The 14,771-nt window shown below is 28.9% G+C and carries 11 protein-coding genes; 2 read left to right on the plus strand and 9 right to left on the minus strand.

Features of this window, described 5'->3' with window-relative positions; genetic code table 11:
• Positions 1-689: 689 nt before the first annotated feature.
• The 8 genes from L3B98_RS09970 to hflX form a co-directional block, all read right to left on the minus strand.
• Positions 690-911, minus strand: a complete 222-nt coding sequence (locus L3B98_RS09970) for a hypothetical protein (protein WP_238916500.1) — start codon at positions 909-911, stop codon at positions 690-692.
• A 279-nt stretch (positions 912-1,190) separates the two neighbouring features.
• Positions 1,191-1,931 carry a YebC/PmpR family DNA-binding transcriptional regulator gene (locus tag L3B98_RS09975; protein WP_015394532.1) on the minus strand — a complete coding sequence of 247 codons (741 nt, stop codon included), beginning with the start codon at positions 1,929-1,931 and terminating at the stop codon, positions 1,191-1,193.
• Between the two features lie 483 nt (positions 1,932-2,414).
• Positions 2,415-4,532 (minus strand): sensor domain-containing diguanylate cyclase, encoded by a 2,118-nt coding sequence (locus tag L3B98_RS09980; RefSeq protein ID WP_238916501.1) that lies wholly within the window; start codon positions 4,530-4,532, stop codon positions 2,415-2,417.
• Between the two features lie 35 nt (positions 4,533-4,567).
• Positions 4,568-5,215, minus strand: coding sequence for a YigZ family protein (locus tag L3B98_RS09985; protein ID WP_015394534.1), 648 nt, complete (start codon positions 5,213-5,215; stop codon positions 4,568-4,570).
• Positions 5,216-5,307: 92 nt separating this feature from the next.
• Positions 5,308-6,738 (minus strand): PLP-dependent aminotransferase family protein, encoded by a 1,431-nt coding sequence (locus tag L3B98_RS09990; protein WP_238916502.1) that lies wholly within the window; start codon positions 6,736-6,738, stop codon positions 5,308-5,310.
• 116 nt (positions 6,739-6,854) lie between these two features.
• On the minus strand, positions 6,855-7,760 hold the full coding sequence (locus tag L3B98_RS09995; RefSeq protein WP_015394536.1) for a nucleotidyltransferase domain-containing protein: 906 nt from the start codon (positions 7,758-7,760) through the stop codon (positions 6,855-6,857).
• 130 nt (positions 7,761-7,890) lie between these two features.
• Positions 7,891-8,586: a hypothetical protein gene (locus tag L3B98_RS10000; protein WP_238916503.1), complete on the minus strand. Its 696-nt coding sequence runs from the start codon at positions 8,584-8,586 to the stop codon at positions 7,891-7,893.
• Between the two features lie 55 nt (positions 8,587-8,641).
• Positions 8,642-10,432 (minus strand): GTPase HflX, encoded by a 1,791-nt coding sequence (gene hflX / locus L3B98_RS10005; RefSeq protein WP_238916504.1) that lies wholly within the window; start codon positions 10,430-10,432, stop codon positions 8,642-8,644.
• Positions 10,433-10,823: 391 nt separating this feature from the next.
• On the opposite strand from hflX, the gene hpt reads away from it, so the two are divergent.
• Entirely contained in the window at positions 10,824-11,345 is a 522-nt protein-coding gene (gene hpt / locus L3B98_RS10010; RefSeq protein ID WP_238916505.1) for a hypoxanthine phosphoribosyltransferase, read from the plus strand.
• 47 nt (positions 11,346-11,392) lie between these two features.
• Here the strand turns inward: hpt and yunB are convergent, their stop codons facing one another.
• Positions 11,393-12,052: a sporulation protein YunB gene (yunB, locus tag L3B98_RS10015; RefSeq protein ID WP_077365485.1), complete on the minus strand. Its 660-nt coding sequence runs from the start codon at positions 12,050-12,052 to the stop codon at positions 11,393-11,395.
• Between the two features lie 105 nt (positions 12,053-12,157).
• Here yunB and L3B98_RS10020 point away from each other — a divergent pair, with 105 nt between their 5' ends.
• Positions 12,158-14,749, plus strand: a complete 2,592-nt coding sequence (locus L3B98_RS10020) for a transglycosylase domain-containing protein (protein WP_238916506.1) — start codon at positions 12,158-12,160, stop codon at positions 14,747-14,749.
• Positions 14,750-14,771: the final 22 nt, after the last annotated feature.

Raw genomic sequence — 14,771 nt, forward strand, 5'->3', positions numbered from 1 at the left:
AAATTCGAAATTATAATATTTATATTATTATTTTAAGCCTTCTACTTATTATTTCAAGCCTTCAAAATTGTATTTTTTACCATATAATGATATACTTAACATGCCATCTCGAATATTTATACATCGCAGGAGGCGGTACACATGAAACGTAGACTTAGCAGAAAACGTTTCGATAAAGAACTACTGAAAGATATATTTGTTTTTCTTGGATCTCTATTTAATTTAGTCTCCGTAATTCTAAAATGCCTTAAATAATAAATTGATATACAAAAGTAAAATTTAAAGGATTAGTATAATTATATTACTTAAAAGCGTGAATGGTACTCACGTGAGATGGTAAATAATATAATCAGAAAGTCCTTTTGTTTAATTAAATTATCAAGTATAACTTATTCTACTCAAAACACAAGTCTTATTATATCATAAATAGAAATACGTGTCAATTGTTAATGTGATTCTATAAATAAAATAAATAAAAAAAATAGGGATAGCAAAACAAGAATTTCCCCTATCTATACTATCCCTATTATGTATTGGCTAGTTGTGCAATTTAGCCTTAAATATTATAACATATTAAATATCTACTATGTAATACGAATTTAAGAACAATTCTCCTATCCATTATCCCTATATATGTACTACCCTAACTTTTCCATTATTCTATCAACTTTCTATTCTATGTCTTCCATTTAAGTATTTACATTACCCACAAAACTTGCATTAGTTTCTACTAATACTTTATTATTTTCAGTGATTGTACTAAGTGACTTTAAAAGTTCATCCAATATTGGCTTAAAGAATTTATCGCATAATGCTTTAAATCCTCTATATACTCCATAAATAATTATCAATGCAAGCCCAATAGGAAAACCACCACTTCCTATTAAACTGCCCATAGCTGTCAAATCCATATTACTCACCCCTATTCTGTCTTATCAACTTCTTTTGTTTGATTTGTTGTACTGTCTTGTATTTTAACCATCTATTTTAATAATTTCTTATCTCTAATTCAAGTATGAATTCTCTCAATAAATCTTCTAATAACAAAAAACACCCACTGTTAATAACAGAAAGTGTTTATCATTACATACACCATTAACAAAAACCATAATAGACGTATACCTTAATTATTTAGTTTTTAGAGTTATAACTTTGATACATTCAAAGCTAGTGATACCACAGTCTTTAAACTATTCATCCCATCCTTCTGGGAATTCAGCGTTGTGATACACCTCTTGAACATCATCATCTTCATCAAGTAAGTTTAACATCTTTTGGAATTTCTTTGCTTCATCTTCATTAATTGCTGTATAAGTATCTGGAATCATCTTAACAGCTGCTTCTAGGAATTCAATTCCTTCTGCTTCTAATGCTTCTCTAACTGTCCCAAAATCTTCTGGTAACGTTGTTACTACAAATACTTCTTCTTCGTCAGCTGAGAAATCTTCTGCACCAGCATCTAAAGCCAGCATCATCATTTCTTCTTCATCCCTATCACCTTTTTCAATGATAAGTTCTCCCTTTTCTTGGAACATGAATGCTACACAACCAGATGTTCCCATATTTCCGCCACCTTTAGTAAATGCACTTCTTACATTTCCAGCAGATCTATTTTTATTATCAGTAAGAGTTTCAACTATTACAGCTACTCCACTAGGGCCATAACCTTCATAAACTATATTTTCATAATTAACTGATGACAATTCACCAGATGCTTTTTTAATTGCTTTTGCTATTGTATCATTAGGCATATTCGCAGCCTTTGCCTTTGCAATTACATCTCTTAATTTTGCATTTGTATCTGTACTAGCTCCACCATTTTTAACAGCCACAACAATTTCTTTACCAAGCTTAGTAAATACCTTTCCTCTTGCTGCATCTGTCTTACCTTTTTTTGCTTGAATGTTATGCCACTTTGAGTGTCCTGACATATGCTTTCCTCCTTACTTTATTTCCTGTAATTTGCTTAATTATAGTAGATTTAATTAATCAACTTGAAAATTAAACCATCAAATATTATACCATGTAATCTATGAATTTACAATTTTCATATTATATTCACCATAAAAAAATCGCAGGCGACTGTGGAGCCGGAGATTTTTAATATTAAGTTCCGTATTGTGCTTCGCACTCTTTTTATAGGTGCGCATCTGCCTTTTCGAACGTATGTGAGAAAAATGTGCACCTTAGAAAGAGCAGCTATGCTGCGTATAAGAACATTTCCTTAGAAAAGGCAGCTATGCTGCATATGATAACATTTTATGCAGGCGAATATGATTTGTTTTTTATTCTTTTCTTATAAACAGCTCATTTAAATAGCCTTTTCCATATATTATCCATAGATTTTACTACATCATAAATTCCTAAAAGAATAAAAAAACATGTGTTACCGGTCACACATGTTCTTTATTTTCTTAATTCCCATCACTTTCTTTACATTCATCAAAACTAACACTTATATTTCTCCCCATATCTTTAGCCTTATAAAGCGCCATATCAGCTTTTTTTAGTCCATCTATCAGCAGCTGATCACTTTCACTGAACTCATACACTCCCAAACTCACAGTCACTTTCCCATAGATTCCATCTTTTATTTCATATTCTGATTTTTCAACTGTTTCTCTTATAAGTTCAGCAATCTTCTTCGCATTTTCTAAATCTAATTTAGGGAGTAAAATCAAGAATTCTTCTCCACCATACCTTCCAACGAATCCAATATCCTTAATTTGTTTTTTAGATATTTTAGCTATTCCTTTAAGTACAATATCGCCAACATAATGCCCATAAGTATCATTAATTTTTTTAAAATAATCTACATCCATCATTATTATCGATAGTTTACTATTGGTTTTAGCTCTATTTCTGACTAATTCTTCACCTTGTCTTATAATTTTATTACGATTTAGAATTTTTGTAAGCATATCATTATTGGCAAAATAATTCACTTCATCGAAGAGCTTTCCATTTTCAATTGCAATAGCAATATACGAAGCCAATATTCTCAATGCAAATATATCACTACTTGCATAAACATTTTTTGCATTGCTTTGTACGGTTAAAACTGCTATCGGCTTATCCTCTAATAAAATTGGTAGATATATTATTGAAGCAGGATATTTATCTATTCTTTCTATATCCAAAGGTAATATATCAACATACTTCCAATATTCATTGACAATGTCATTTATCACAACTTCTTTTTTAGTTAAAAAACTATACACACCCAAACTTGCTTTGTTATCAAGAGATAATTCCTTATATTCAACTTCTTCTCCTTTTTCTATAAAAGTCTCATAAACAAGTCTATTTTTTTCCTTATTATATAAACCAACCCCAACCACATCTGCTGCTACAACTTTTCCAATTTCATTATAAATCAATCTTACAAGCTGCTTCATCCCTAAGCTTGCGGTTATTTTTCTACCTACTGTTGATATCAAATCCATTTTTTTATATAAGGATTTATAGGTTTTAGCTTCCTTAGCTGCACTCTTATATCTTAAAATAGAAAGACATAAATTGCTATGATTTGTATTTGCTTCTTTTTTATATTCATCATATTTTTCAAAGGCTTTATATGCTTTTTCAAAGTCACCCATATTACTATAAATATTCTTAAGCATTTCATAAGCTTGAACTCTGAACTTTATATAAGAAGCTAGATTTTCATCATTAATTGCAATAAATAATTTTTCTTTTGCTAATTCATATTGTTTTAAATTAAAATAGCACTTTGCCCATCTTATAGCAGTCTTAATTTTATAAAAAGAATCATTATTTTCTGTAGTAATTTTAATTATTTCTTCAAATTCCTTTATAGCTTCTTCAATATTTCCTACTCGATAATTTATTAATGCTCTTGTGCCCATAAATTCTTCTCTATCTATTATATAATTAATTTCATCCATAATAGTTAATGCTGTATTACAATATTCATAAGCCTCATTATAATCTCCATTATATAGAGCACACTTGGATAAAACACTAAGTATTACAACTTCACTTTCAGGAGCAAGATTATAATTATCATTTTTTAATCTTTCCACTAAATCCAAAGCTTCATCATAGTTTTCGCTTTCAACATAAGTTTCAGCGGTATTCAAAAGTAAAGAAACCAAATTTTTTTCATCTTCTTCTTCAGTAGCTAATTCTATTCCTCTCATTCCATTTCTTATTGCTAGTTCTAATTCTCCTAAATTCAAATAATCTGAAAGCAGAGCATTACAAGATACAATTATTCCTTCTACACATTGCTCTTTTTCAAAGAAATCATTAGCAATCAAATGAGTAGTAGATGCTTTCAAAAAATCATTAGCACAATTTTCACACCAACCAATATAAGTTAAACACCAATGTTCAGCAAATTTATACTTCCACTTTCGGGTTAGTTCAAGAATATATTCAAGGACCTCTTTTACATATTTGAAATCTGACATCATATTCTTTATAGCATAATTTCTAAAATACTGAATATAATTCTCATCTTTTTTCAACTTTTCGATATGTTCATAAAATTCCATATATTTATACATCGTAAGCCCCCATTTATCTTAATTCATTTTAAGCTTCAAAGTTCTTTATATAGCCTATTTCCTTCTTTAAAATAAATCCCTGCCTCACTTTCATGAATTATTATTTTCCCATTAGCAGCCTCAATCATTTCATTTTTAATATCTTCAGAAAGTGTTTTTTCCGATAAAATGTGAACTATTACTTTATCGGTATACTCTGTTTCCTCTATATGCAAGTTCTTTTGAGAACATAAATGTTGAATTTTTCCAAATAAATCATATTCCATTTCAAAACTCAATTTAATACCATCAACTTTTTCTACTATTCCAGCAGCTTTTATTGCTATGCTTGCACCTTTTGTATACGCTCTGGTTAATCCACCAGTTCCTAAAAGTATCCCACCAAAGTATCTGGTAACAACTATTGCGCAATCTGTTACTCTGCTTTTTTTCAACACTTCAAGTATAGGTATTCCTGCGGTACCTTGTGGCTCCCCATCATCAGAATATTTTTGTATATTCATATTTTGTCCAATTATGTAAGCTGAGCAATTATGTCTTGCCTGCTTATGCATATTCTTTATCTCTGCTATAAAAGCCTTTGCCTCTTCCTCAGTCTCCACTCTCTTTGCATAGCCAATAAATTCCGACTTCTTTTCTTCAAACCTATCTTCACCTAAACCTCTTATTGTAATGTAAGACATCTCTATTTACTCCTTTTCATTATTTTACCCATATAAATTTCAAATAGTAGTACTCAATTTTAGATCTTCTAAAAGTGAATTAAAGAAAAATCTTACTTATGAGGTTCTTTTAATAGTAACAACTCCTCTTTTAATATTGTTAATCCTTTTTTAATTTTAGCTTCATTTGTCTGATAAAAGGATATTCTAAAAGAGTCTTGTCCTTGATCTTGTACTGTAAAAAACATAGCTCCAGGTGTAATGTATACTTTTCTTTTCTTTAGGCGAGTGAAAAGTTCTGTTGTATTTATTTTAAAATTTTCCCTTAATGTTATATAAAAATTCAACCCACCTTTAGGTTCTTTGTATACTAATATATCCTTAAAGTCCTTGTTTAGCAAGTCTTTCATACAATTATATCTTTTTATATATTCATCATTTAAATTTTTAATATTATTTTTCCATTTCTCACCTGAAATATATGATTCTAAAGCTCTCTGCATTAGACTTGAAGTAGTTATATCCGTATTATGCTTTGAATTTTGAAGAGTTTCTCTGAAAATTGTAGGTGCTATTAAATAACCTAAGCGTATTCCAGGAAGAAAGATTTTAGAAAAACTTTTTATATATATTACCCTATCTTTTTTATCAAGCCATTTAAATGGAATATATTCTAAAGAACTTTCATATATGAGTTCAGACAAATAATCATCTTCAATTATGTAAAAATCATAAATTTCAGCAAGTTCTAAAATTCTTTTTTTCTTTTCTAAACTATAACTTATTCCTGTAGGATTCTGAAAATAGCTCATTGTATAAAAACATTTTATTTCATTCTTTTGGAGTATTTTTTCGAATTTATCTAAATTCACGCCATCTTCTTCAATTGGAACCTCAAATAAATTAACCTTTCTCCACTTAAAGACTGATAATGCCCCTACATAAGTTGGCTTTTCAACTATTATATTATCATTAATATTTAATATTCCTTTTGATGCTATATCAATTCCTTGCTGAGCTCCTGATACAATTATCACATCTTCATTTTTTAATTTGTCATTCCAAAAAACTTTATTAATTGTAGCTATTAGTTTTTCATATCCATTTCTATTATCTGAAAATAGAGCTTTGGCACCATCTCTTTCTAGTACTTCATTAATAATAGTCTTTAAATCATCAATAGGAAATAATATTTCCCCTGTAGTTTCACCTGTAAAATCTATCACTTTTTCTAAATCTTCTGTAGATATCTTTTTTAATGCATTTGAATATTCTTTTCTTAAACTAGAAGCAACTTCTTTTCTTTTAGCATAACTTCCACTTCCAACCTTTTGGTATGCATACCCCTCAAGCTTAAGTTTATTATATGCACTAACTATTGTTACATTGTTAACTCCAAGCTTCTTTGACAAATCCCTTATGGTTGGAAGCTTATCCCCTTCTTTTATTTTCCGCTTGTCAATTAAATTCTTTATATAATTAGCTACCTGAACGTATTTTGGTGTCTCATCTTCTTTAAATTTAAAATTTTTATAGATATCCATAATTTCGCTCCTGTCACAAAACCATTCAAATGATTATATACCAATTGTCAATACTCAATTAACTTTGAAATCCATTAAGAATTTCTCAAATTGAGATGTACAATCTTTATTTCAAATTATATGTAAACTTTATATGAATATACATTTTCACATACTAAATTTTCATTAAATGGCAGTTCCAAATTTTTAGTATCCTTTATTATTAAATTTCTTTTATATAATTCCTTTAAAATATCTTCTATTTTTATATCAAATTCTTTAAAGAGCTGGCTGTTCTTTATTTCATATGAACTTATAAATATCCCTTTATCGTATAGATAATCTAACAAAAGCTTAGCCGCCTCAGCTATATTTTCATCTAAAAAATCATTTATATAATCAATACTATACTGTATATTTTCCTTTGTGCATTTATTATTATACAGTTCCTTTATTAATTTATTAAAAGTATTATTTAAATTCATAACCATTTTAACTGCATCCTTAACTACACTATACCCATTTAAGTTTAAGTATAATTTAGCAAAACTATCTAATGCCCTAATTATCACTTCGTAGCAAGTAAATATACTATCATTTTGTAAATACTTTTTAGTAACTCTAATATCCTTAATTATATTCCCCAAATATACTAAATCCCATATTTCTTTATACTTATCAGAACTATATTTTGCTTTATTAAAAATATTTTCTACCTCATCATCTCTTGAAAATATCATTTTAGAGGATATCAATAAATTTCTTATTTTTCCTTTATCTCCATCACAGTTATATAGTTCCAAAAATCTTTCTCTACTTAGTACTTTCATATGTACAGGTATATCTAACATTTCTGAATATACATCTCTAACTTCATCAAAAACATCCTTATAGACAACAAATAAATCTATATCAGATTCTTCCCATAAATCTCCGCTAACTATACTTCCAAATGCAAATATAGCTAAAACTTTCATATTATCTTTTAATGTATTTATTAATTTCTCAGAGGATTTTTGATAATCCACTATGGATTTTGACATCTTATCTCCACCTTTTTGTCTAAGTAAATAGTATCTGTTTAAAACTCATTACCATTATAACTGAAACATGTATTTATTTAAAGAATTGTCTACTTAAAAATATTATAAAAAGATTCTTAAATAATTAAATCTAAGAATCTTCTTTATAATTAAATGGTGGACAATTTCTATCCATACTATCTATTTCTGAAACATATAATTTTATTCTTCTAGTTAAAGCTCCTAATAATTCTTCCACTTCGCCATTCATTTTATAACATAATTTAAATGCATTTTTAATTTCTTTTCTATCACCAAAGGTGTTAATATTTATGTTTTGTGCAACAGTCGACATATTTGAAGCTGCAAAAGCTATAAGATTTACAGCATCAATCAAAGGTCTTACTTCCCTTGTAAAATATATATTACTTAATACTTCAACCCTAAGAGATGCTATATTATCTCTAGTTAAAGTAATAGATGATATAGCATCATTTAAATTTTTAAGATTATCTAAAAGTTCCTGCTGCTTTGCTTTTATTTCTTCATAGCATTGATTGGCATCAGCAGATGTTGTATCTGATATATTATTAGTTGTATCCTTTGCATCTGTTTCGTTTTTATTAGACGCATCTTCAGAAGTATTTTCCACACTACCTTCTGATATATTTTTTGTATTAGCATTTGAATTTTGTTCTTGCTTAGTACCAAAAAAGATCTCGGCAATTTCATCATCACTATTTTTTTGCTTGCTTTGTTCTTTGGATAAATTAGATTCATTATTCTTTGCTCTATTTTTTTTTGATTTTCCTTTTTTAGAACCACGCTTAGAATGTCTTTTACCCATAACTATGAATTCCTTAATTAATACTTATATATAATATATTAATTAAGCTTAATTTTTATTCTTTAGTCATATATTCAACTGTTTTGTTATAAACTTCATCATCTACTTCTGCAATCATAAAAGTACCATTTTCTTTATACTCTTCTTCAAGCACCCTTGCATTTCTATGCAAATATGATTGAACATCACTCTTATCATATGGTATTAAATACTCAATCTTTCTATAATTGTATGGAACCTTTTCTTCAATTAGGTTTAAAAGTTCTTCTAAATTTATTTTTTCTCTAGCTGAAATTTCAATTATTTCACCTTCACCTATTTCTTCTTTGATTGCCTTTATTTGCTCGTCTGATGCTTTATCTATTTTATTTAATACAAATATCGTTTCTTTATCAATTGCACCTAATTCATTTAAAACTTCATTTACTGCTTTATATTGATCTAGTGCGCTATCTGAAGCTACATCTATTACGTGACATAAAAGATCAGAATAAATAACTTCCTCTAATGTAGATTTAAAAGCTTCTACCAATTCATGAGGCAGCTTTCTTACAAAACCAACTGTATCTGTGAGTGTAACCACGCCCTTCTTACTCAAGGTTATAGCCCTTGTAGTAGTATCTAAGGTTGCAAAAAGCATGTTTGCTTCAAATACTTTATCTTTAGTTACATTTTCTTTTTTAGCTGCTAAATCACAAAGAGCATTTCTTAAAGTGGACTTTCCTGCATTTGTATATCCAACCAAGGACACTTTAGGAATATTTTCTTTATTTCTTTTTTCTCTTTGAATATCTCTAGTTTTTTTGATTTTTTTAAGTTCATCTTTAAGATTATATACTGTCTCCATTATATGTCTTCTATCTGTTTCAAGCTTCTTTTCTCCAGGTCCTCTAGTACCTATTCCTCCACCTGTTCTAGATAAAACTGTTCCTAGACCTTGCAATCTGCTCATTCTATATTTTAACTGAGCTAATTCTACTTGAATTTTGGCTTCTTTGGTTTTTGCTCTTGTTGCAAATATTTCTAATATTAATGTGGTTCTATCAATTACCTTTGCTCCTAAAGCAGCTTCAAGATTTCTAACTTGAGAGCCTGAAAGTTCATCATCAAAGATAATTACATTTGCTCTTTCCACCTGTCTCATCGATGCAATTTCTAATACCTTCCCTCTACCTATAAAAAAGGCTGCATCAATTTTATTTCTACTTTGAAAAACTGTCTTTAAAACTGGTATATTACAAGCCTCAGTAAGCTCCTCTAATTCTTCTAAACTTTCCTTAGTATCAGAACCAACTAATATTGCTTTTTCTTCTGTATCTTCTATAACATCATTAGTTTTAATTAAATTTTCAATAAATCTTATTTTATCTAATATATGAATAGTTTTTATCTCTTCTAGTGAAAGATTGCTCTTTTCTTCTGCTTCCAACTTATTATTAAATAAAGAAAGCATTCCTAATGAAAAATCAATTATTTTCCCATCTACTATTGCTACAGATACAATTGCATCTAATTTTAGCTTTAGAAGTGCTGTTAAATCTAAAGCTGATAAATTACAGTAACCATTTGGATGTGTATGAATTACCCTAATTCCTGATAATCTCTTTTCTTCTATATCTATTAGAGGTACTTCTACAGATGTAGAATCTCCTATTGCAACAGAAGTTACATTTCCCTTTCTATTTATTCCAACACTTACTTCTCTTTCAATTAAACTTGAAATTCTAGAAATTATATATAAAATTTCTTCATTACATACTTCATCCTTTAAATTTCTAATTGAATAAATACTTTCTAGTTCATCTATTATAGATTTTTTAATTCCTTCAATATTTCCAAATATCATATTAACACCTCACATTAGCTATCTTGACAACTTTCTTATAATTTTATACTATTAATTCATTAAGGTATATTATATAAGCAATAAGTCAATATTTTTTATATATTTGACTTGTTTTTTATTTAGTACCCCTAATTATAACTTATAAAATTCACAATTGACAATGTACAATTGATAAATTTAAGGTAATTTATTATGTTTTGTTGAAATATTTCATAGAAAACCTACAATAATGTGTGCTGAAAAAATTTGATAAAATTATAATATTTTCAAGGAAAATAAGCATTCAATGTTCATCAAATATTGAGCATTGATAATTTCAATTATCCTATATTTTTCCCCTTGTACTATGTTAGTTGCAAAATAAATAAAAAATAAAAGGAGTTTTTTAAACATGGACGATAAGAAACGTAACATTCTTTTTTCTGAAGAAAAAATTAATTCTAGAATAAAGGAATTAGGAAAAACTATTACTGAAGATTATAAAGGTAAAAATATTTATCTATTATCTTTACTTCGCGGAAGCTTTGTCTATGCCGCTGATTTAGCTAGAGCAATAGACTTAAATGTAAAAATAGGATTTATGACTACTTCAAGTTATGGAGATTCTGAAACTTCTTCTGGATCTGTTAAAGTGGTTAATGATATTTCTGATAACATTGAAGGATGGGACGTTCTTATCGTTGATGATATTGTTGATACTGGTATTACAATGGATTTTGTTGTTAAGCATGTACAATCTTTAAAGCCTGCAAGCGTTAAGACATGTGTTCTTCTTGACAAGCCATCTAGAAGAAAGGTAGAAATCAAACCAGATTATTGCTGCTTTGAGATTGAAGATTTATTTGTAGTTGGTTATGGATTAAACTATGGTGATTTTTACAGAAATGTACCATATGTATTTAATTGGGAATAAAAAAGAAACCTTTAGGGTTTCTTTTTTATTACACATTTTCATTATCTTTAATTTTTATTCTGATCGTTTGTTGGAATACCAATAGTTGTATTTGGTATTTTTCCTACTATTATTGTATCTGATACAGGAATTTGCGTAGTTACGTCAACCTCTTGATCTCTTAGAGGTAATTTCAATTTAACCTTTGCATTGACATCCAAATATATTTTATGTCTAGTTTGGTTAATTCCTGCACTTTCAAATTTAGATTCATAACTTGTAATTATATTTCCTATGGGTTCAATTTCAATTGTCATTTTAGGACCCAAGCTGTAAAAGGCACTTTGTTTACTCATCCATCCTAAAGGAACCTGTATAGCAGAATTTTTCATATCACTTAATTCTTTATTGCATTCTGAAGATAATTCGGCTGCTATATAATTTAATTTAACTGTATCAGACTGCATTAATATTATATTTCCTTGATTATCCTTTTCTATCTTTATCATTTCATCATATTTAAAATCTTTTGATAAAATGTTCACACTTTTTTCATTAATAATATTTAAGGTTTGAGTTTTTGCCATTATCATTGCAATTTCAGTTACTGCTGGCATAACTCTTTTATCAAAAAATATTAATAAAATGTTAAATATGACAATAATAAAGATAATAACTATTATAAATGATATGTATTTATGTTTTTTCCGTTTTGTATAATACTCCATTATGAACACCTTTATATTGAGTTATTGATTTAATCATAATATAATTATGCTATAATGTTATAGAATATTATTAATTTACAAACCTTATTATTTTAGGAGGACACAATGGCAATTAACGATAAAGCAAAAAAGACAAATAGTGCTCCCAGAACTAAAAAGCCAGTTAAGCAAAAAAAAGGTAGGAAAATCTTTAAAGGTATATGTTTTGGATTACTATTTTGTTTTATGGCAATTTTTGTAGTTGGTGCTGGATATGCTTTTGCTATAATAAAATCTACGCCTCCTCTTAATGTCAATGAAGTATTATCCCTTAACCAAGCTTCAAGCTTATATGATAGCTCTGGAGAATTTATGGATAATCTCCATTCAGACGAGGAACGTTATGTTATTGATTCAAGCAAAATTCCTGCTAACTTAAAAAATGCTTTTGTATCTATAGAAGATGAGAGATTTTATTCCCATCATGGAATAGACCCTCAACGAATCGCAGGTGCCGCTTTTCTAGATGTCAAAAGAATGCTAACAGGACAAAAAGGCATGCAAGGTGCTTCTACATTAACTCAACAATTACTTAAAAATACAATTTTAACCAATGATCTTTCTATTGAGCGAAAAATCAAAGAAGCGTATTTAGCGGTCAGCCTAGAAGATAGATTGACTAAAGATCAAATATTAACCGCTTACTTGAATACTATACCTTTAGGCGGTCATGCATATGGAGTTGAAGCAGCATCTTTGTTATATTTTAGTAAAAGTGCTTCTGACTTATCCCTAATTGAATGTGCATACATTGCTGGTATAACTCAAGCACCAACTTCTTACAGCGCATATAATGCAAATAATCAAAAAGATCCAACTCCATATATTAATAGAACTATTACAGTATTAAGTATGATGCATAAACTTCAATATATTAGCGATGCTGATTACGAAAAAGCAGTTAATGATGTTAAAAATGGCGGTTTAGTTTTTAAATCTAGTAAAAAAGACTATAGATTAAATTACGAATGGTTCGTATATCCTACAGTAGCTCAAGTAAAAGAAGATTTAAAAGAGAAATACAACTATACGGACGATGAAGCATCAAAATTAATGGTAAATGGTGGTCTTAAAATTTATACAACCATGAATAGGCAACTTCAAGATTTTACTCAAGCAACTTTAGATGACTATAGTAATTTACTAATCAATAATAAGGAAGCTTATGATAAAGATGGGGTTCCTTTATTACAAGCTTCTGCTACAATTATGGATTATAAAACAGGCCAAATTGTTACTATGGTCGGAGGTCGTGGTAAACAAATGCCTCAATCCCTTAATAGAGCTTATAATGACTTAAAGCCTATTGGTTCATCAACTAAACCATTAACTGTGTATGGACCTGGGATTGATAAAAAAATAATAACAGCTGCTACCCCTATAGATGATGCTCCATTACCTGATGACTTTAGCAATAAATATAAAACTGGTAATGAACCTTATAATCCTTTAAATTCTCCAAATGAATATGCTGGACTTATGACTGCAAGAGAAGCACTTACTCATTCGAAAAATACTGCTGCAGTACTTATGGAGGATAAGATTGGATTAAAAACAGGTGTTTCTTATGGTGAAAAGTTAGGTTTAAAATATAATTCTGCTTCAAAAGCTTCTATTGCCTCTGTAGCATTAGGCCAATTTAATAATAATCCTAATGATCGAGATGGAGGAAATACAAGTATTTTAGCTGCTGCTTATGGTTCTTTTGGTAATGATGGTATATATACAAAACCAGTATTATATACAAAAGTGGTTGATTCTAATGGTAAAGTTTTACTTGATAACACTACTCCTAAACAAACTAAAGTATTTTCACCTCAAGCAGCATATATTTTATACGATATGCTAAAAGGTCCAGTAAATGAATATAATGCTACTGGAGCAAAATGGGGAGATATGCCTGTTGCAGGTAAAACTGGTACTACATCAAATTCAACAGATTTATGGTTTGGTGGACTTTCAGCTTATTATTCAGGTGCTGTTTGGGTTGGTTATGATAAACCTACAAAACTACAAGGTAGTTCTAGCGGTTGTGCCAGCATTTGGGGAAAATTAATGGCTAAAGCTCATGAAAACCTAGAAGTAAAAGATGTTCAAGAACCTAGTGGTATAGTAAATGTTAGTGTTTGTAAGGATTCTGGTTTACTTCCTAGTGATTTATGTGGTCAAGATCCTAGAGGAAGAGTATATGATGAAATGTTTATTGATGGAACAGAGCCTACAACCATATGTGAAACTCACGTTGCTGCAAATATAAATAGATTTACTAATAAAGTTGCTGGTCCTCTTACTCCATCAATTTTAACCAAAAGTAATATATTTATAAAAAAGGATCATCCAAATCCTGTTACAGCAGATTATTATATGGTATTACCTTCATCCTATGATGCAGGTGGAACTGAATCACAAACTAATACAGCTACAGATGGAAGCCAAGAAAACGCTCCTCCTGTAACTAATAATATGGCACCTCCACCTATTGGAGACACTGCCCCTATTCAAAATAATGATAGTAAAACAAATTCAAATGCTAGTACTAACGATAATAGCAATCATGCAAATACTAATTCAAATAATACTAATAGCAATAATACTCATAATCCTAATGGTCCTGGAAGCACTAATTCAAATAAACCAAGTACTATTATGAGGCCGTAAAATCAAATTAAATTAGATAGAA

The organism is Clostridium sp. YIM B02555, from assembly GCF_022320955.1.
Taxonomy (GTDB): Bacteria; Bacillota; Clostridia; order Clostridiales; family Clostridiaceae; genus Clostridium; species Clostridium saccharoperbutylacetonicum.

Bases quoted from the DNA above. Each gene is read 5' to 3' on its own strand.
- L3B98_RS09975 (WP_015394532.1), bottom strand. From the start codon at position 1,931: ATGTCAGGACACTCAAAGTGGCATAACATTCAAGCAAAAAAAGGTAAG.
- L3B98_RS09970 (WP_238916500.1), bottom strand. From the start codon at position 911: ATGGATTTGACAGCTATGGGCAGTTTAATAGGAAGTGGTGGTTTTCCT.
- L3B98_RS09995 (WP_015394536.1), bottom strand. From the start codon at position 7,760: ATGTCAAAATCCATAGTGGATTATCAAAAATCCTCTGAGAAATTAATA.
- L3B98_RS09980 (WP_238916501.1), bottom strand. From the start codon at position 4,532: ATGTATAAATATATGGAATTTTATGAACATATCGAAAAGTTGAAAAAA.
- L3B98_RS09985 (WP_015394534.1), bottom strand. From the start codon at position 5,215: ATGTCTTACATTACAATAAGAGGTTTAGGTGAAGATAGGTTTGAAGAA.
- L3B98_RS09990 (WP_238916502.1), bottom strand. From the start codon at position 6,738: ATGGATATCTATAAAAATTTTAAATTTAAAGAAGATGAGACACCAAAA.
- L3B98_RS10000 (WP_238916503.1), bottom strand. From the start codon at position 8,586: ATGGGTAAAAGACATTCTAAGCGTGGTTCTAAAAAAGGAAAATCAAAA.
- yunB (WP_077365485.1), bottom strand. From the start codon at position 12,052: ATGGAGTATTATACAAAACGGAAAAAACATAAATACATATCATTTATA.
- L3B98_RS10020 (WP_238916506.1), top strand. From the start codon at position 12,158: ATGGCAATTAACGATAAAGCAAAAAAGACAAATAGTGCTCCCAGAACT.
- hflX (WP_238916504.1), bottom strand. From the start codon at position 10,432: ATGATATTTGGAAATATTGAAGGAATTAAAAAATCTATAATAGATGAA.
- hpt (WP_238916505.1), top strand. From the start codon at position 10,824: ATGGACGATAAGAAACGTAACATTCTTTTTTCTGAAGAAAAAATTAAT.